This is a genomic window from Micromonospora antibiotica, assembly GCF_017599305.1.
Taxonomy (GTDB): domain Bacteria; phylum Actinomycetota; class Actinomycetes; order Mycobacteriales; family Micromonosporaceae; genus Micromonospora; species Micromonospora antibiotica.
Window position 1 is genome coordinate 136,847 of the sequence record NZ_JAGFWR010000002.1, and the last position, 18,400, is coordinate 155,246.

The 18,400-nt window shown below is 74.8% G+C and carries 14 protein-coding genes; 6 read left to right on the forward strand and 8 right to left on the reverse strand.

Annotated elements, in window-relative coordinates; translation table 11 throughout:
• Positions 1-83: 83 nt before the first annotated feature.
• Together JQN83_RS05615 and JQN83_RS05620 are read left to right on the forward strand one after the other, a co-directional pair.
• Positions 84-851 carry an HAD family hydrolase gene (locus tag JQN83_RS05615; RefSeq protein WP_372443976.1) on the forward strand — a complete coding sequence of 256 codons (768 nt, stop codon included), beginning with the start codon at positions 84-86 and terminating at the stop codon, positions 849-851.
• On the forward strand, positions 848-1,738 hold the full coding sequence (locus tag JQN83_RS05620) for an EamA family transporter (RefSeq protein WP_208565975.1): 891 nt from the start codon (positions 848-850) through the stop codon (positions 1,736-1,738). Before JQN83_RS05615 ends, JQN83_RS05620 begins: the two co-directional genes overlap by 4 nt.
• Here the strand turns inward: JQN83_RS05620 and JQN83_RS05625 are convergent.
• Both JQN83_RS05625 and JQN83_RS05630 read right to left on the reverse strand, forming a co-directional pair.
• The gene (locus JQN83_RS05625) at positions 1,701-2,618 is read right to left on the reverse strand and encodes a diacylglycerol kinase family protein (RefSeq protein WP_208565976.1); all 918 of its coding nucleotides are present in this window, start codon (positions 2,616-2,618) and stop codon (positions 1,701-1,703) included. The two genes, JQN83_RS05620 and JQN83_RS05625, sit on opposite strands and share 38 nt — an antisense overlap.
• Before the next feature lie 93 nt (positions 2,619-2,711).
• Positions 2,712-3,590 (reverse strand): oxidoreductase, encoded by an 879-nt coding sequence (locus tag JQN83_RS05630; protein WP_208565977.1) that lies wholly within the window; start codon positions 3,588-3,590, stop codon positions 2,712-2,714.
• 102 nt (positions 3,591-3,692) lie between these two features.
• Between JQN83_RS05630 and JQN83_RS05635 the strand changes: the two genes are divergently transcribed.
• A complete protein-coding gene (locus JQN83_RS05635) occupies positions 3,693-4,526 on the forward strand; it encodes an MmyB family transcriptional regulator (protein ID WP_208565978.1) in 834 nt (277 codons plus the stop codon).
• A 635-nt stretch (positions 4,527-5,161) separates the two neighbouring features.
• Here the strand turns inward: JQN83_RS05635 and JQN83_RS05640 are convergent.
• Positions 5,162-5,485, reverse strand: a complete 324-nt coding sequence (locus JQN83_RS05640) for a TraR/DksA family transcriptional regulator (RefSeq protein WP_208565979.1) — start codon at positions 5,483-5,485, stop codon at positions 5,162-5,164.
• Between the two features lie 313 nt (positions 5,486-5,798).
• On the opposite strand from JQN83_RS05640, the gene JQN83_RS05645 reads away from it, so the two are divergent.
• The 3 genes from JQN83_RS05645 (at position 5,799) to JQN83_RS05655 (ending at position 9,858) form a co-directional block, all read left to right on the forward strand.
• A complete protein-coding gene (locus JQN83_RS05645) occupies positions 5,799-7,457 on the forward strand; it encodes an NAD(P)/FAD-dependent oxidoreductase (RefSeq protein WP_208565980.1) in 1,659 nt (552 codons plus the stop codon).
• Complete coding sequence (locus JQN83_RS05650; protein ID WP_208565981.1) at positions 7,454-8,890, forward strand: ATP-binding protein; 1,437 nt, start codon at positions 7,454-7,456, stop codon at positions 8,888-8,890. The genes JQN83_RS05645 and JQN83_RS05650 overlap by 4 nt, the downstream gene beginning before the upstream one ends.
• A 230-nt stretch (positions 8,891-9,120) precedes the next feature.
• A complete protein-coding gene (locus JQN83_RS05655) occupies positions 9,121-9,858 on the forward strand; it encodes a MerR family transcriptional regulator (RefSeq protein ID WP_208565982.1) in 738 nt (245 codons plus the stop codon).
• 46 nt (positions 9,859-9,904) lie between these two features.
• Here the strand turns inward: JQN83_RS05655 and JQN83_RS05660 are convergent, their stop codons facing one another.
• The 5 genes from JQN83_RS05660 to JQN83_RS05680 all read right to left on the reverse strand — a co-directional run bounded on the left by JQN83_RS05660 (position 9,905) and on the right by JQN83_RS05680 (position 18,344).
• A complete protein-coding gene (locus tag JQN83_RS05660) occupies positions 9,905-12,784 on the reverse strand; it encodes an AAA family ATPase (protein ID WP_208565983.1) in 2,880 nt (959 codons plus the stop codon).
• Positions 12,785-12,971: 187 nt separating this feature from the next.
• Entirely contained in the window at positions 12,972-13,649 is a 678-nt protein-coding gene (locus JQN83_RS05665) for a DUF305 domain-containing protein (protein WP_307799037.1), read from the reverse strand.
• A gap of 36 nt (positions 13,650-13,685) precedes the next feature.
• Positions 13,686-14,441 carry a lytic polysaccharide monooxygenase gene (locus tag JQN83_RS05670; protein WP_208565984.1) on the reverse strand — a complete coding sequence of 252 codons (756 nt, stop codon included), beginning with the start codon at positions 14,439-14,441 and terminating at the stop codon, positions 13,686-13,688.
• 187 nt (positions 14,442-14,628) lie between these two features.
• The gene (locus JQN83_RS05675) at positions 14,629-17,511 is read right to left on the reverse strand and encodes a M48 family metalloprotease (protein WP_208565985.1); all 2,883 of its coding nucleotides are present in this window, start codon (positions 17,509-17,511) and stop codon (positions 14,629-14,631) included.
• A gap of 233 nt (positions 17,512-17,744) precedes the next feature.
• Positions 17,745-18,344 carry a hypothetical protein gene (locus JQN83_RS05680; RefSeq protein ID WP_208565986.1) on the reverse strand — a complete coding sequence of 200 codons (600 nt, stop codon included), beginning with the start codon at positions 18,342-18,344 and terminating at the stop codon, positions 17,745-17,747.
• Between the last annotated feature and the right edge of the window lie 56 nt (positions 18,345-18,400).

Genomic DNA, 18,400 nt, shown 5'->3' on the forward strand with positions numbered 1-18,400 from the left:
AGCAAGATTAATCGGTACCCCCGACGGCCACCCGCCAAGGCCGTCCGGCAGCGGGGTCGGGGCGGGTCGGTAGGGTGCACGACGTGCCGGATCACGTCGAACCGCCCGAAGCCACGAACGGCGTCGGGGACACCCCCCGAACCGACGCGTCCCGCCGCCCCGTGCAGGCCGTGCTCTTCGACTTCCACGGCACCCTCGCCCAGGTCGAACCCGCCCACGACTGGGTGGTCGCCGCCGCGGCGACGTGCGGGGTGAGCCTGGAGCGGATGCGGGCCACCGCGCTGGCCGACCGGCTGCTCACCGCGGGCCGGGCCGGTGGACCGCTGCCGGCCCGGGTGCCACCCCGACTGGCCGAGCTGTGGGCCGACCGGGATCTCTACGAGCACGCCCACCGGGCCGCGTACACCGGGCTGGCCGATACGGTCGACGCCGGGATCGAGGGCTTCGCCGAGGCGCTCTACGAACGGGTGCTGGTGCCGCACGGCTGGGTGCCCTACCCGGACACCGCGCCGGTGCTGACCGCACTGCGGGCCGCCGGGATTCCGGTGGCGGTGGTGAGCAACATCGGCTTCGACCTGCGGCCGTTCTTCGCCGCCTGGGGGCTGGCCGACCTCGTCGACGCGTACGCACTGTCGTACGAGGTGGGCCGGTGCAAACCGGACCCGGGCATCTTCCTGCGGGCCTGCGGGATGCTGCGGGTGGACCCCGAGCGGACCCTGATGGTCGGCGACACCCCCGCCGACGCCGGGGCGGTCGCCGCCGGGTGCGGCGCGCTGGTGCTGCCGGCCGCCGGCCCCGGCCGCCCCAACGGCCTCGGCGCCGTGCTCGACCTGGCCCTGCCCTCCCCATGATCGACACTTCCGGCCGGGCGGCGGCGGTCGGACTGGTGCTCGGCGGGGCGCTGTCGGTGCACTTCGGCTCCGCCGTCGCCGCGCTGCTCTTCCCCCGGGTCGGGGTGGCCGGCACGGTCACCCTGCGGCTGGCCATCGGGGCGCTGCTGATGCTGCTGGTGTGCCGTCCCCGGTGGCGCGGGCACGACCGGGCGGACTGGCTGGCCGTCGGCACCTTCGGCCTCGCCCTGGCCGGCATGAACTCGGTCTTCTACCAGGCCATCGAACGCATCCCGCTCGGCCCGGCCGTGACCCTGGAGGTGCTCGGGCCGCTCACCCTGTCGGTGCTGACCGCCCGCCGGTGGACGGCCTGGTGCTGGGCCGGGCTCGCGCTCGCCGGGGTGGCCCTGCTGGGCCAGGGCGGATTCGACCGGCTGCACCCGGTCGGCGCCGCCCTCGCACTCGGGGCGGGCGCGCTGTGGGCGGCGTACATCGTCTGCTCCGCCCGGGTCGGCGGCCGGTTCCCCCGCGCCGACGGACTGGCCCTCGCCCTCGCCCTCGCCGCCGTGCTCACCCTGCCGTTCGGTCTGGCCGACGCCGGGCCGCGACTGTGGCATCCGGGGGTGCTGGCCCTCGGCACCGGGCTGGCCCTGCTCGCCTCGGTGCTGCCCTACACCCTGGAACTGCTGGCCCTGCGCCGGCTGGCCACCTCGACCTTCGCGGTGCTGATGAGTCTCGGGCCGGCGCTCGCCGCGCTCGCCGGCTGGCTGATCCTCGGCCAGGACCTGCACCCGGTCGAGGTGCTGGCGATCGGCCTGGTGGTCGTCGCCAGCATCGGCGCGGTCCGGGCCGCCGCACCCCGGGGGCCGCTCACCGCAGCAGACGCACCGCCCGAGGCACCGCACTGATCCGTACCGGCAGGTCCAGGGACCGTTCCCCGTCGGCGTAGGTGGTGATGCCCTCGGCGGCCAGTTCGACGGTGCGGGCCCGGAAGCTGCTCGCCAGCGGATGCGTCACGTGGGTGCCGGCGTAGATGCGCGGTTTGACCCGGATCAGGGTGCGCCTGTCGAAACGACCGCCGACCACCACGTCCAGCAGCCCGTCGGTGAGGTCGGCGGCGGGGCAGATCCGCATGCCGCCCCCGTAACGGGCACCGTTGCCCACCGCCACCAGCACCGCGTCCACCTCGTGCGCGACGCCGTCGAGTCGCAACGTGTAGCGGCGCGGGCGCAACCGGGCCAGCTCGACGAGGATCGCCAGGTCGTACCGGCGGGGGCCGCGCGGCCAGCGCATCCGGTTGGCCCGCTCGTTGACGATCGCGTCGAAGCCGGCGGCGAGGACCGCCCCGTACCAGCGGTCGGTGCCGTCGCCGCCGGTCATCCGGGCCAGATCGACCGCACGGGCCCGGCCGGCCCGCAGCGCGGCGGCGATCACCGCGACGGCGGCGAGTGGATCGGCCGGGAACCCCGCGTCGGCGGCGAAGTCGTTGCCGGTGCCGACCGGGACCGGTGCGAACGGCACCGGCGTACCACCGACCGCCTGCAGCGCCCGGTGGACGGTGCCGTCGCCACCGACGGCGACCAGCGCGGACGCACCGGCGGCGACCGCCGCGTGGCAGGCCGCCTCGGCCCCGGCGGGGTCGCGCGCGGTGAGCAGTTCCACCGGGTGGCCGGCGGCGGCAAGGCCGTCGAGGACCCGGGGCAGCAGCGCCCGGTGCCGCCCCCGGCCGGCGGCGGGGTTGGCGAGCACGGCGACCGGACCGGCCGGCCGGCGATCGTCTGCGGTCACGGCGAGCACCGTACCGGCTCGACCGTCCCGTGGGTTGACCCCCGATCCCCCTTCGACGGGTTGTGCGGGCCGAGCCACCACCCCTAAAGCATCCTAGGCTGCTAGGTGGGGTGACCGGGGCAGGGGGAACGTGGTGGCCGTCATGCTCTCGGAGAGGGTCCAGAGCTGGCGGGCACGTTCGGGGTCGCGGGCCGCCTTCGACGGGGTGGTGACCCTGGGCCGGCCCCGGGACTGGGTCACGCCACTCGGTGAGATGTAGCTGTTGCCGGGCAGGTCGGCAGTGGCGGCGTGCACGGTGGTTCGGGCGCCGCCCACATCGGACTGCGACAGCGGGCGCAACAGGGCGTTCGTCCAGCGGACCGCCCGGCTGCCGCCGTGACTGAGCAGGTCGGTGGCGGCCAGGCCGGGATTGGCGGCGGTGGCGAGGACGGCCGAGCCGGCCGCGGTGAGGCGGCGCTGGAGCTCGGCGGTGAAGAGCAGGTTGGCGAGCTTGGACTGGGCGTACGCCGCGAACGGCCGGTAGGGGCGACGCCGCCAGTGCGGATCGTCCAGGTCCAGGGTGCCGGCCTGGTGCCCGCCGGCGGACACGGTGACGACCCGGCCGGTGATCCGCGGGAGCAGCAGGTTGGTGAGGGCGAAGTGGCCCAGGTGGTTGATGCCGAAGTGCGGTTCGAAGCCGTCGACCGTCAGACCCGGCGGTGGCATCATCACCCCGGCGTTGTTGATCAGCACGTCGACCGGTTCGGTCCAGGCCGCCGCGAACGCGCGGACCGAGGACAGGTCGGCCAGGTCGAGACGCCGCACCTCGGCCCGGCCGGGCAGGTCGGCGGCGGTGGCGCGGCCCCGGCCCAGGTCGCGGACCGCGAGAACGACCCGGGCGCCCCGGGCGGACAGGGTACGGGCGGTGGCGCGGCCGATGCCGCTGCTGGCTCCGGTGATCACGACGGTACGCCCGGCGAGAGATGGTGTCATACGTCGAGGGTCGTCCGGTGCCGGCCGGTCAGCCAGGGCCCGCCGCTACGGTAGGAACGGCGTTACCAGGCAACCCGCCGGGAGCCCGGCCATCATGGGGCCATGACGAACGATCTCGGCAGTCTTCTGCGGGCGTGGCGGGACCGGTGTTCCCCCGCCGACGTGGGCCTGTCCGGGCACGGGCGACGCCGGGCGCAGGGGCTGCGCCGTGAGGAGCTGGCCGGTCTGGCCGGGGTGAGCGTCGACTATCTGGTCCGCCTGGAGCAGGGCCGGTCGCGGCGGCCCAGTCAGCCGATCGTGGCCGCGCTGGCCCGCGCGCTGCACCTCGACGAGGCAGAGAACGCCCTTCTGCACCAGGCCGCCGGGCTGCCGGTGCCGACCGGCCGGATGGTGCCGGTGCACATTCCGCCCGGGGTCCAGCGGCTGGTCACCCGGATGATCGACTACCCGGTGGCGGTCTACGCGGCGGACTGGAGCCTGATCACCTGGAACACCATGTGGAGCGCCCTCTGCGGTGACCCGGCGGGCAGCCCGCCCGCCGACCGCAACGTGATCCGGGCGACCTTCTGCGCTCCCCCGAACTGGGCGAACAGCCACGGGCCGGACGAGGAGATCGACCGGGCGCTGGTCGCCGACCTGCGTCAGGCCGTCACCACCTATCCGCAGGACGAGGAGCTGCGTACCCTCGTCGACGAGGTCTGCGCGGCCAGCCCGCGCTTCCGGCGCCTGTGGAGGTCGGGTGCGGCCGGACGGCATGTCAGCTCCCGCAAGACGATGCACCACCGGCTGGTCGGTGATCTGGAGCTGGACTGTGACGTGCTGACCGTCGCCGGCTCCGACCTGCGGATCACCGTCTACACCGCGGCGGCCGGCAGCGCCGCCGCCGAGCGCCTGGAGTTCCTGCGGGTCGGCGCGGTCCACACGGTCACACCGTGAAGCGGGTCCGGGTGATCCGCGTCAGCGACGTCACGCCGGACAGTCAGTCCGCCACCGCCCCGGCCATGTTGGCCGGGGCACTCCGCACGTGCGTCGAACGTCAGGAACGCCGAGATCATCCTCGGCGTCACCATTCGTTCCGAGATTCCTCACGGACCGAACGTACGGGGCAAGGATGGTCGGTTCGCGTCCTTTCGATCTGATGACGTCAACGACTCAGCCCTCGGCGGGGACCGCGGCGAGGGTCCCGCCCCGGGGCACCGACGGCACCGGCGTGCCCCGGTCGCGCGGCGACCGGTCGGAGTGTCGGCGCTGCCGGGCGACGGTTCCCACGGGGTCGCCAGGTCCGGGCAGCCTGCCCGCTGACGGCCGACTCAAGGCGCTTGCGGCACCGGTCAGCCGATGTCGTCCGGCACGGGCGGGTGTGGCATCGGCGCGGGTGGACACGTTGCGGCGGATGATGCGTCGACGTCATCAGCTCGAAAGGACGCGAACCACCCACCAGTCCCGCCCGCCGGTCCGGGCCCCACCGTCTGCTCCCCGTCGCCGCAGGGGCCCGGCTCCGGCCGACCACCCCGCCGGCCGGAGCCGGCGGTGGCGCACGCCACCGCCGCGCCGGGTCCGGGTCGGACGGGTCAGCCGTGGGCCTTCTGCTGGCAGGGGACGCAGAAGCGGGCCTGCGGCAGCACCTCCAGCCGTTCGGCGGGGATCGCCACCTGGCAGCGTTCGCAGCGGCCGTAGCTCCCCTCGGCGATCCTGCGCAGCGCGCCGGCCAGGTGGTCCAGGCTCTGCCGGGTGGCCGCGATCAGCGCGCCCCGGGTGTGCGCCTCGGCCGGGTCGCCGGTGTCGGCGGTCAACTCGGTCAACCGGGCGGTCTGCGACGCGAACTGGTCGGTGAGGCTCTCGCGGAGCATGGTCAGCCGGTGCTGGTCGGCCTGGTCGTGCAGATCGGTGCTCATGGACGGGTCCTTTCGGGAAAAGAAAAAGGGCCGAAGCCTGCTGGCTTCGCCCTGGTGGCCGTTACGGAGGATGCGCGGTCTCCGGGTGGGCCACGCCCGGCGGGGATCGGGCTCGGCCGCCCCCGGCCCACCACGACCACCGCCACCGGGGAACCGGTGGCGGTCAGGCGGGGGCTGACGGCCGGGTACATGGGGCCCACCATAGGCCGTGTCCGGGGGAAAACCAACGGATAACCACCGTCGGGCCGACCACTGCCGGGCCGCCGTCGGCGGCCCGGACGACCGGCCCGACGACTGTGCTTACATGGGCACCATGGCACAGCCGGTGATCCTCACCATCGACGACGACCCCGCCGTCTCCCGGGCGGTCGCCCGGGACATCCGCCGCCGCTACGGCGACCGCTACCGGGTGGTCCGGGCCGACTCCGGCTCCGGCGGGTTGGAGGCGCTGCGGGAGATCAAGCTGCGCGGCGAACGGGTGGCGGTGCTGCTGGCCGACTACCGGATGCCCGAGATGAACGGCATCCAGTTCCTGGAGGCCGCGATGGACCTCTTCCCGGCCGCCCGCCGGGTGCTGCTGACCGCGTACGCCGACACCGAGGCGGCGATCGACGCGATCAACGTGGTCGACCTGGACCACTACCTGCTCAAGCCGTGGCACCCGCCGGAGGAGAAGCTCTACCCGGTGGTGGACACCCTGCTGGAGGCCTGGGCGGCCAGCCCCGACCAGGCCAGCGACGAGATCCGGGTGGTCGGGCACCGCTGGTCGGCCCCGTCGTTCGCGGTCCGGGACTTCCTCGCCCGCAACCTGGTGCCCTACCGCTGGCTGCTCACCGACGACCCGGAGGGTGGCCGGCTGCTCGCCGCCGCCGGGGCCGACGCCACCGACGTACCGCTGGTGGTCACCCCGGACGGCAAGGCGCTGATCGCCCCGACGGAGGCGGAGTTGGCGGCGGTGGCCGGGCTCACCGTCGCCCCGTCCGCCGACTTCTACGACCTGGTGGTGGTCGGTGGCGGGCCGGCCGGGCTCGGCGCGGCCGTCTACGGGGCGTCGGAAGGGCTGCGCACCGTGCTGGTGGAGCGGCGGGCCACCGGCGGCCAGGCCGGGCAGAGCAGCCGGATCGAGAACTACCTCGGTTTCCCCGACGGGGTCTCCGGCGCCCAGCTCACCGACCGGGCCCGCCGGCAGGCGTTGAAGTTCGGCGCGGAACTGCTCAGCACCCGCGAGGTGGTGGGGCTGGAGAGCGCCGGGGCGGCCCGGCTGCTGCACTTCGGCGACGGCAGCACCATCGCCGCCCACACGGTGGTGCTGGCCACCGGGGTGTCCTACCGGGTGCTCGACGCGCCCGGCCTGGCCGACCTGACCGGGCTGGGGGTGTTCTACGGCGCGGCGTCGACCGAGGCCCCGAGCTGCGTCGACCAGGACGTGTGGATCGTCGGCGGGGCCAACTCGGCCGGCCAGGCGGCGGTGTACTTCTCCCGGTACGCCAGCCAGGTGCACCTGCTGATCCGGGGCGCCGACCTGACCGCCTCGATGTCGTCGTACCTGATCCAGCAGCTGGAACGCAACGACCGGATCGTCGTGCACCCGCACACCGAGGTGGTCGGTGGCGACGGTGACGGGCACCTGGAACGACTGCGGCTGCGCGACACCCGCAGCGGCGACGTCCGCGAGACGGACGCCAGCTGGCTGTTCATCTTCATCGGCGCGGAACCACGCACCGAGTGGCTGGACGGGGTGCTGGTCCGCGACGAGCGGGGCTTCATCGTCGCCGGCCCGGACCTGACCGCAGGCGGCCGGCGACCACCCGGCTGGACCCTGGCCCGTGACCCGTACCACCTCGAGTCGAGCCTGCCGGGGGTGTTCGCCGCCGGGGACGTGCGGGCCTCGTCGGTCAAGCGCGTCGCCTCGGCGGTCGGTGAGGGCGCGATGGCCGTCTCGCTGGTACACCGTTATCTGGAGGCACAGTGAGCGACTCCGACGAACGACTCACCCCGGACCAGCTGCGGGAGTTGTTCCTGTTCGCCGCCCTCGACGCCGGGCAGCTCGACTGGCTGGCCGAGCACGGCCGGGTCGAGCAGCGGGCCGCCGGGACCGTCGTCTACGCCGAGGGCGAGCCGGCGACCTGCTTCTTCACCCTGCTGTCCGGCACCGTGTCGATGAGCCGGCGGGTGCACGGGGACGACCTGGAGGTCAACCGCACCGACCAGCGCGGGGTGTACGGCGGGGCCACCCAGGCGTACCTGGGCGGGCAGGTCGACCAGGTCTACCTGAACACCCTGCGGGCGGTCACCGACGCCGAGTTCCTGGTGCTGCCCTCCGAGACGTTCGCCCACGCGGTGCGGACCTGGTTCCCGATGGCGATGCACCTGCTGGAGGGGCTGTTCTTCGGGATGCGCGACACCCAGAGCATCGTCGGCGAGCGGGAACGGCTGCTCGCCCTCGGTTCGTTGTCGGCGGGGCTCACCCATGAGCTGAACAACCCGGCCGGCGCGGCCGTACGGGCCACCTCGGCGTTGCGGGACCGGGTCGCCGGGATGCGGCACAAACTGGCGATGATCGCCGACGGCCGGCTCGACGGCAGCCGGCTGCACGCCCTGGTGGAGTTGCAGGAGGAGGCGGTGAAGCGGGCCGCCCGCGCGCCGCAACTGTCCCCGATGGCCGTCAGCGACGCCGAGGACGAGCTGGCCGACTGGCTGGACGGGCAGCGGCTCACCGCCGGCTGGGACCTGGCGCCGACACTGGTCGCCGCCGGCCTGGACGTCGCCTGGCTGGAGCAGGTCCGCGAGGTGGTCGGCCCGCAGGACCTGGAGTCGGCGGTGCGGTGGCTTACGTACACGTTGGACACCGAGCAGTTGATGGCCGAGATCGACGACGCGGTCACCCGGATCTCCACCCTGGTCGGCGCGGCCAAGCAGTACTCGCAGCTGGACCGGGCCCCGCACCAGGTGGTGGACGTGCACGACCTGCTCGACGCCACCCTGGTGATGTTCAAGGCCAAGATCCCGCCGGGGGTACGGGTGGTCCGCGACTACGACCGGGACCTGCCGCCCCTGCCGGCGTACGCGGCTGAGCTGAACCAGGTGTGGACGAACCTCATCGACAACGCCCTGTCGGCGATGGGCGCGCAGGGCGTGCTGACACTGCGCACCGGGCGGGCCGGCGACCTGTTGACGGTCGAGGTGGCCGACACCGGACCCGGCATTCCCGAGGCGGTACGGCCACGCATCTTCGAGCCGTTCTTCACCACCAAGGGTGTCGGTGAGGGCACCGGTCTGGGGTTGGACATCTCGTACCGGATCGTGGTCAACAAGCACCACGGCGACATCCGGGTGGACAGCGTGCCGGGGGCGACCGTGTTCCGGGTGCTGCTGCCGTTCACCGCGCCCGCCCGCGCTGGCTGACCGGCAAGACAGGCTGTCCGGTGGGACAGGAGTGGAGAGACCGGGCGATACGGGACAGTGATCGCGCGCTCACGGAGGATAATGGTTGATCGCCGACGGGGACAAGTAGTGGTTCCCCTCCTGTCGCCCGGCAGTTACCCGGTCATACGCTCGGCCCGGGGAGTCCCGCCGTCCGCCGCAACCGGTTGGCAGGTCGCCGTACCCCGTCCCCGACGCCTGCGGAGGCCACCGTGACCATCGACCGGGTGACGACCGGGCCGGCTACCGCCGGCACCGCGGTCGGATACACCGTGGAGGAGCTAGCCCGCAAGGTGGGGATGTCGGCGCGCAACATCCGCGCCCACCAGGCCCGCCGGCTGCTGGCCCCACCGGTGCGCCGGGGTCGGGTAGCGCTCTACGACGACTCCCACGTCCGCCGCCTCGAGGCCATCCTGACCCTGCAACGGCAGGGCTTCAACCTGGTCTCCATCGAGGCGATGCTCGGCGTGCGCAGCGGCGACGAGGCACCCGACGGCCTGACCGCGATGCTGCAACGGCTGGCCACCGAACGGCCCGCGCTCACCCACGCGCTGACCCGGCACGGGGTGCTCGGACGTGCCCCCGACGGCACGGTCCGCACGGTGCGGCCCCGGCCGCTGCGCGCCGCGCTGGACCTGCACCGGGTACGGATGGGCACGGTGCCGGCGTTGCAGGCGCTCAGCGAGGTGCTGGACAGCGTCCGGCCCCTCGCCGACGAGCTGGTCGCGGCCGTCACCGCCCGGATGTTGGCCCTCGCCCCCGAACTGGGTGGCACCGGTGACCGTCCGTCGTGGTCCGACGTGGACCGGGAGACGATCCTGCTGACCCAGGGGGTGGTCAACGTGCTCACCGAGGCGTTCCGGCTGGCGGTGGAGGAGCAGGCGGAGGCCTACATCGCGGACCTGCTGGAGAATCCGCCCGGCCCGCAGCGGCCCGTCGACAACGGCTGACCGCGTCGTGACCGACTCGTGGGCCGGTGGTGCGTCGCGAGGCCGGTCAGCGGTCCGTGTCGTCGAAGCGGGACACCCAGGCGACCAGACCGGACCGGGACTCCACCCCCGCCTTGCGGTAGATCCGGGTCAGGTGCGCCTCCACGGTGCGGGGGCTGATGTGGAGCTGACGGCCGATCAGCCGGTTGGTGACACCGGTGGTGGCCAGCCGGGCGATGTGCCACTCCCGGTCGGTCAGCGCGGTCTCGGCGAGCGCCCGCAGCGGTCGGGCCAGCCGCAGGCCGACCCGGTCGGTGCCGCACCGGGCCGCCAGTTCCAACGCCCGGTGGCGGGCCCGGGCGGCGGTGGGACCGCCCTGGTCCACCACGTCCGCCGCGCGGGCGATCGAGACCAGGGCCAGGCTGTGCCGCAACACCATGCCGGCGGCCCGGAACCGGTCCGCCGCGGCACGCAGGTAGGGCATGGCCGCCGCCACCTCCCCACGGGCGAGCAGCACCTCCCCGTACGCCGACTCGGCGAAGGCGCGCTGCCCGGGCAGGTCGATCAGGTCGGCGGCCACCAACGCGGCCTCGGCCCGGCGCTGCGCCTCGGGCAGTTCCCCGGCGGCCAGCGCCGCGGCGCAGAGCAGCTCGTGCCACATCGGACGCAGGGACGCCTGGAGGCGGGTCAGTCGGTTGTCCCCACCGGCGTCGGTGAGCATCTCCCGGCAGGTGACCGGGTCACCGGCGAGCAGGGTCGCGGTGGCCAACGCGGTCGCCGCGGTGCGTCCGGACCAGCTGTCCAGGTCACTGGCGTACTCCACCGCGCCGCGGGCCAGCGCCACCGCGCGTTCGTCGTCGCGGGGGCCGCCCCGCCAGGCGGTGCCCTGCGCCTCGAACGCGAGGGCGAAGCTGAGCAGGGAACGGCTGCCGATCCGGCGGGCGACGGTCCCGGCTTCGGTGGCCAGCGCGATCACCGTGCCGAGCTGCCCCCGGTGGTAGGCCACCTGGCTGCGGCCGAGCAGCAGTTGGCACAGGCCGTCGTCGCGGTGGGCGTCACGGACCAGGGCGATGCCGCGGTCCAGGTGCCGGCTGGCGTCGGCGGGGCGTTCCAGGAACAGCTCGGCCAGGCCCAGGGCCAGCAGACAGTCGGGGTGGTCGCGCAGGTCCCGGTCGGGCAGCGCGTCGACGATCGGCGTCGCGGTGGCGAGCAGGTCCCGGGCGATGGCGACGTCACCGTCGTGGGCGGCGGCGAGTACCCGTACCGCGAGCAGACCGGCCCGGTCGATGCCGCTGGCATCACCGTCGGGTGCGCCGCCGGGCACCGGCGCGGGGTGGCCGGACAGGATGCCGACGGCACCGAGTTCGGTGGCGAGCTGGTACGCCCCGGCGCTCGGCGTCGGCATCCTGATCAGCTCCCGGCGGCTGATCGCGGCGGCCTCCGCGTAGTTGCCCAACAGTCGTTCCACCCGCACCCACTGGGCGACGGCGGCTGCCCGCCGACCCGCCGGGTCGGCGGGCAGCTCCGGGACGACCTCCCGCAGCAACGTCCGGCTCTCGGCGAGGTCGCCCGCCTCCCCGGTGATCCGGGCCAACAGCAGGGTGACGTCGTGCCGGCTGTCGGGAGAGCCGGCCGGTGGGCGTAACGCGCGCAACGCCGCCCGCAGCCAACGGACGGCCAGTTCCGGGGCCTCGCGGCGGATCTCCCTCGCGGCCCGACAGAGCACCTCGACGTACGGTTCGACCGGCCGGTCGTGGGGCAGGCCGAGCAGCTGTTCGGCCTGCCCCGCCCGTTCCGCCGGAGGCGCGTCCCCGGCGAGCAACGCGGTCAGCGCCCGGTGGTGGGCCTCGGCCCGCCAGGCCGGGTCGGTGTCCTGGCGGACCGCCGAGCGCAGCAGCGGATGTCGGAAGGTGAACCGCGAGGTCGCCGGGACGACCCGCAGCAGGTCACGGCGGACCAGACGCCACGCGGACTCGTTGACCAGCGGTGGGGGCAGGCCGGCCACCTCGGCGAGCAGTTCCACCGCGCACGGCGTGTCCAGCACTGCGGCGGCGCGTAGGCACGCCGTGTCGGCCGGGGGCAGGCCGGCCCACTCGGCACGCAGGGTGGCCACCGCCCGGTCGGTGAGCCGGGGTGGGCCGGTCGACGGGGCGTTACGGTCACCGGTCGGCACGACGCCGGCCAGCGCGGTGAGGTAGCCGGGGACACCGGCGGCCCACTCGTGGCGTTCGTCCAGCTCATCCGGGTCGTCGTCCGGGTAGAGTTCGACGGTCTCGGCGAGGCTGAGCGGCTCCAGCTCGATGCGTTCCCGGCACCGACCCGCCGGGACGCCGGTGGCCGGTGGGCCGAACGGCATCGCGGTGGCCATCTGCCGGGGCCGGTAGGCCAGGATCAGCAGCAGCGGCGCGGGCACCGGGTAACGCAGCAGATGGGTGACGAGCCCGATGGAGGCGGTGTCGGCCCAGTGCAGGTCGTCCAGGACTAGGGTCAGCCCGTCCCGGGCGGCCAGGGCGAGCAGCCGGCGGGCCAGCTGATAGGTGCGGAACAGCCGCACGTCGACCGGGCCGGCGAAGCGGGGCAGCAGCGCTCCGTCGGGTTCGGCTCCACCGGTGGGAGGTCGCCGTGGGTCGGCCCGGGCTGGCCGGGCAGTGCCGAAGGCGTGCCGGAAGACGTGGAACGGGATGCCCTGTTCGGCCTCCGCGCCGGTGCCGACGACGAGGGGCAGGGCCGGGGCGCAGCGGTCCAACGCCGCGTGCACGAAGCGGGTCTTGCCGATGCCGGGGTCGCCCACCACCTCGCAGACCACCTGCGTCGCGGTGCGTACGCGGTCGACGTGCGCGGCGCGCAGACGCGCGATCTCCGGGTGCCGCCCGACGAATGGTGGGCCGGCCACCGCGTTCTCCAGCCCAGCTGCCATCACGCAGATCACGTGCTTTCCCTGCGACACTCCAATGAGGATTGACGGGACTATACCGGGGACCGAGGAAGACGAGGAACATCGATTCCGTCGGGGTGGCCGAACGACTCCCACCCGCTGACCGTACGGGTGGTTATTTCAGCCGCTTGCGCTATGGCTCCGGCACCCCACCGTACTGCCGACGTCGGCTGGCGGGGCCGGCCGGCTGCCCGCCCGGTCAGGGCGCGACCCGGGCCACCGGCAGCTCGGTGAGCAGCTGGACCTGCGCGGTACGGGACTCGTCGATGCGCCGGGCCAGGTCGCGCACGGTCGGGGAGACCGCCGACGCCCGGTGGGCCCGGGCCAGCCCGGCCGCCTGCCGTTGCTGCACCACCAGCACCGCCACCAGGGCGGCGTCGTACCCGGTGACGGGGGTGTCCCGCAGCCGGGACACCGGGTCGGGTGCGCCGCCGCCCGGGTCGGGTGCGCCGCCGCCCGGGGAAGGATGCTCGTGCCGGTGCCCGCCGGGCTCCGCCCCGGCGGCGCGCAGCCACTCGCGGGCCTGGGCGACCTCGTCGGTCTCGGTCGCGTCTATGGCGGCGACCAGGGTACGCAGTCGTGGGTGGCGGATCCGCTGCGGCGCGACCCGGACGATGACCAGGGTGCGCTCCTGGTGGGCCGTCATGGTGCGCAGGAACACCAGGTCGGATCCGCCGATCACGGGCGGCGGGCCGGACCCGCTCGACGGGGGCGGCCCCGGGGTGGCCGGGGACACGGCGGGCGCGCACCCGGTGAGCAGCACGACCGCGCCGACCACGACACCCAGCCGGCGCAGGCCGGGACGGCGGCGGTCGGACCGGGTGCGGTCGATGGTGGACGGTGGCGCTACGCCATCCGCCTGCCGGGGTACCGGCACGGCCCGGATTCGGTGGACGGGCACGGTCGACGCCGGTCAGACCCGGGTCCACAGGGCGGGCACGTACGGCGGTTCCCAGCCCGGGAGCGCGGTGTGCGCCTGCCGGCACCGGTAGCTCGCCCCCTGGTAGGTGACGAGGTCGCCGACCTGGTAGCTGCGGCCGGCCGTCCAGGTGCCGCCGGCGGTCGGCGAGGGCCCGGGAGTGGTCGGGGGCGGGGTGGCCGTACGGGTCGGCGTCGGTGTGGGGCTCGGGGTACGGGTCGGCGTGGGGGTCGGGCCACCGCCGCCGAGTTGCACGTCCACACAGGAGTAGAAGGCGTTGGCGGTGTCGGCGATGTTCCAGACGGCGAGGATCTTCTGCCGACCGGTGAGGCCACCCAGGTTGACGGTGTGCGAGACGGTGGCCTCGGGTTGCCGGCCGCCGCCGTCGACGACACCGACCCGGGTGTCGCCGACGAAGTACTCCCAGTTGCTGGTGGCGTGCCGGGCGGTGTTCACCCAGGTGAAGGTGAGTGTGCTGCCGACCGGGGTGGCCGGCCAGCCCCGGTTGTCGTCGTCGAGGACGGCGAACCCGGCGATCCCGGCGCTGCAACTGCGCAGCCCCTTACGACCCTCGACGCTCTGCGGCTCGTACCGGATCTGACCGCAGTCGGGCACTGTCCCCTGGGCGCAGAGGGCCTGGCGACTGGGCGGGGCGGAGACGTAGCCGTGGGCCTGGGCGGGCGCGGCGAGACCCAGGGAGGTGACGACGGCACCCGTCGCCAGCAGGGGGACGGTGACGGTTCGACGCATGGGGACCCTCCTCGGGGCGGGACGTGCGGTCGACGGCGGGCGCCGGACGTCCCTGCGCCGCGCCGCTCGGATCGAACCCGGTGACTGCCCCCACGGTAATTTAAAGTTTGTTAACAGTAAAGTGGCAGACGGTTCCGCATCGGGCGGGACGCCGTCCGATCGGCCGCCCGGTGTGGGTCGTGGACGGTCAGGGCGGACCGAGTGCACCGACCACGGTGGTCACCACAGCGGTGAGCAGCCGCTCGTCCAACGGCTGTGCCGTCACGACCATGGACACGGCGACCAGGTTGTGTCCCACCCGCACCAGGACGAATGCCGTCACACCGGTGATCCGGCTCCGCCCGCTACCGACGGTCAGCGCATAGTCGACCCGCCAGGACTGCTCACCCAGGGCCGGGGCGGGTCGACCCCCGACGGTGAACCGCACGCCACCGCTGACGAACCGCCGACAGGCGGCCCGGGCGGTCTCGGCGGCGGCGAACACGCCCCCGCCCACCGGCCCGACGTACGAGGTGACACCGACCTCCACCGTGGTCGAGGCGATGCCGAGTCGGCCGCGTGGGGTGGCGTACCGCGCCGCCGCCCGGGCCCGCTCCCTCGGTCGGAGCCGGTCGAGGTAGCTGTCGCGGGCCAGCGGGACACACTCGGTAGGCTCGATCCGATCGTTGCCGGCGGCGGTGACCGGTCGGGACTCCCACGACGTCGGTAGCGCCGACCGGACGGCATCGACGGCGACCCGCGCCTCGGCGATGGTGAGTCGTCGCCCGGCGGCGGGCAGCGGGCTGACGGCGGATGTCGGGGCGGCGGCGGACGTCGGGTCGGGGACCACCCGTGCCGACGGGGTCGGCGCGTCAGGGGCTGCGCGGGAGGCGGACGAGGTGCCGGCCGTCGGCACCGGGACCCGGACGCCGGGTACCCCCGGCCCGAGCACCAGCACGGTCACCGTCAGCACGATCGACGCCACCGTCGGCAGCACCAGCCGGGTCGGCAGCACCCACCGGCGGGGTACGGCCCGGGGCAGCAGCAGCACCGGCACGACGAGGGCCGCCAGATACAGCAGCCAGACCAGCGGGTTGCCCACGGTCAGCCGCAACGCCGACCCGTCGGCGGACCGCCCGGCCAGGACCGCGTCCAGGTACTGCACCAGCGCCGACCCGAGGGTCGCCGCGACCGCGGCGAGCAACGCCCCACCGAGCCGGTCCGCGACCCCGCCCCGACTGCCCGGGGCGGGTGAATGACCGGCCCCGGGATCCGACGGGGACGCGGCACCGGGATCGCTCGTCGGACCAGGGTCGCTCCCGGCTGCGGTGATCACCAGGACGACGACGCCGACGAGCCCGGTGAGCAGCCCACGGGCCTGTGCGTCACCGACCGCCTCGTCGAGGGTGCCCGGCGGGGCGAACCGCAGCTGCCCGACCGCACCACCGGCGCCGACCAGCACGGCGACCGCGACCACCCGGACCCGGGTCGAGTCGACCATCCGGCGGGCCAGGGAGCCGGCGTGGTGCCGGTCGGCGCGTCGGACGGTCACCAGGAAGCGCACGCCCAGCAGCACCGGCAGCCCGAGGGCGAGCAACAGCCAACCGGTGTCGGGCAGGTCGTAGGCCAGCCAGATCCGCACCAGCTCCGGGTCGGACCAGAGCGGCGGCAGCCCCGGCACCGGCCAGAACACCGCGACCGTCACCGCGAGGGCGGTGGCATGCCCGGCGTACCGCCAGCTGCCGGTGCGAGGTCGGGTCAGGTCGGCCAGCGCCGACGCGACGAGCACGCAGAGCGCCACCGCGCCCGCGCCGAGCACGCCGGTCACCGCGGCGAAGACCAGACCGGCGACCGCTCCCTCGGCGAGGAAGAGTCCCGCACTGCCGGGCAGTGGCAGCATGGCGACGACCAGGGTCGCGCCGAACAGACCCAGGCCCGTACCGGCGACCGGACGCCACCAGCCGGGCGCGGTCGCGGACCGGTGGGCGGTGGTCGCCCGCCGCAGCAGCGACGGAAACAGCCCGCCGACGAGCAGCACGGCGGCGACCCAGACGTCGACCAGCCGGGGCAGCCAGCCCAGCGCCGGGTAGTGCGCGTTCGCGACGAGTTCGTGGACGGCGGCCATGCTCACCACCGTCACCGCGCCGACCGCCACCCCCTGGGTGAACTCACCGCCGCGCCGGTCCGACGGCTCCCGCAGCGACCTGATCCGTTGCTCAGGAGTCGGATGCCGGGCGAACACCGTCCGCAGCGCTGCCCGCGCCGGCCCGCCGCGCACCCGTCCGCCGCCGTCGGCGCGCGCCCGTCCGCCGTCGGTGCGCAGCAGGGCGGTCAGTGCCCCGGCCTGGTCGTCCCGGGCCGCCTGCCGGTCCGCCGCCCGTTCACGCGCCCGCAGCAAAGCCGCCGACAGCACGGCGACCAGGGTGGCCAGCAGCCCGGCCCGCAGGAACGCCCCGGCGACGGTCCGGTTCGGTCCGAACACGCCGACCTCCAGCAGCCCACCGACGGCGACGGCCGGCAGGGGCAACCAGACCAGGGCGCGGACGGCGGCCACCCACACCACGTCCCGGGCCCGGACGTGGGCCAGCTCGTGGCGCACCACCGGGTCGAACCGTCGCGGGTCCCGGTGGGCCAGGGCGAGCCCGACCGGGAGGACGACGATCGGCCGTCGACCGACGACCCCCACGGTGAACGCCTGCCGCACCGGTGGACCGGCGATCAGCAGGCGCGGTCGATCCCGGCCGGTCAGTCCCTCGGCGGCGCAGAGCACGGCGAACCGCTGCGCCGCCGCGCCGACGGTGAAACGCCGGTGCCGACGTAGCCGCCACAGGTCGACCGCCGGCACCGCCACCAGCAGCACCGCCGCGCAGCCCAGCACGACGGCGACCGCGACGAGCAGCACCAGGGCCCGCTGTCGGGTCGGCTCGGCCAGGCAGTCGGTGAACCCGGGTGGCACCGGGTCGACGGTGGTCGCCCCGAACGCCCGCTCGCAGGCGTCGAACGCCACCGCCCAGGGCAGGCTGAGCGACCGGTCGGCGAGGAAGTACAGGTCTCCCGCACCGATACCCACCGCGCCGAGCGCCGCCACCACGAGCAGGTACCACCAGCCCAGCCGGTCCGGTGCGGGACCGGATCGCGCGCCGACCGCCCCGACGGGGTGCCGAGGGCCGGGCCCACCGGCACCCGACGCCGAGGCGGGACCAGCAGCGCTCGACGCCGGGGCAGGCCCACCGGCGCCCGACGCCGAGGCGGGTGCCCCGGCGGGACGGGTGGCGCCCGGACCGGCCGCGTCGACCGGACCGGGCGGTCCGGTGGCGGGTCCGGTCACCGGTCGTCCGGGGTGACCGTCGCGCCGATCGTGGCGTCGGCGAGCAGGTCGGCCGCCTCCGGAGACAGGCCCAGCGCGAGCGCGTGCCGCCGGCAGGCCGCCCGCAGCAGGACCGCCTGCTCGGCGGTCAGCTCCAGCCGGTCCTGCTGTGCCGGTGTGCCGGGAAGCGGGGCGGCGGACGCGGAGACGGCCGGTCGAGGATCGGCCGACGTGCCGTCCCGGTCCCCGGCCGGCGGGGTCGACGACGGTTCGGTGCCCGGGGACGGTTCGGTGCCCGGGGACGGTTCGGCCGGGCGACGGCGGCGACGCCAGCCGGCCAGGATCCCGGTGCCGATCCCGGTCGCACCCAGGACGAGCACCTCGCTGGTGGCGGCGGCGACCGCCTGCAGGAACAGCTCGCCGACCAGTGACGTGTCGATGCCGAAGCCGACGGCGCTGCCCGGTGCCCTCGACGTCCGGGCGGGTCGCCCGGTGCCGGCCCGCCAGTCGGCGGCGACCGCGTCGAAGACCTCCAGCTCCTCCGGGGCGTAACGGGCGACGGCCGTACGGGCGGCATCGACGACGAGGACGGCGACCCGCGGTGATAGCTCGAGCACCGCCTCATCCTCACGCCGGTGGGCAACCCGGCGGCAGCGGCGGTCGGGAATCGGTC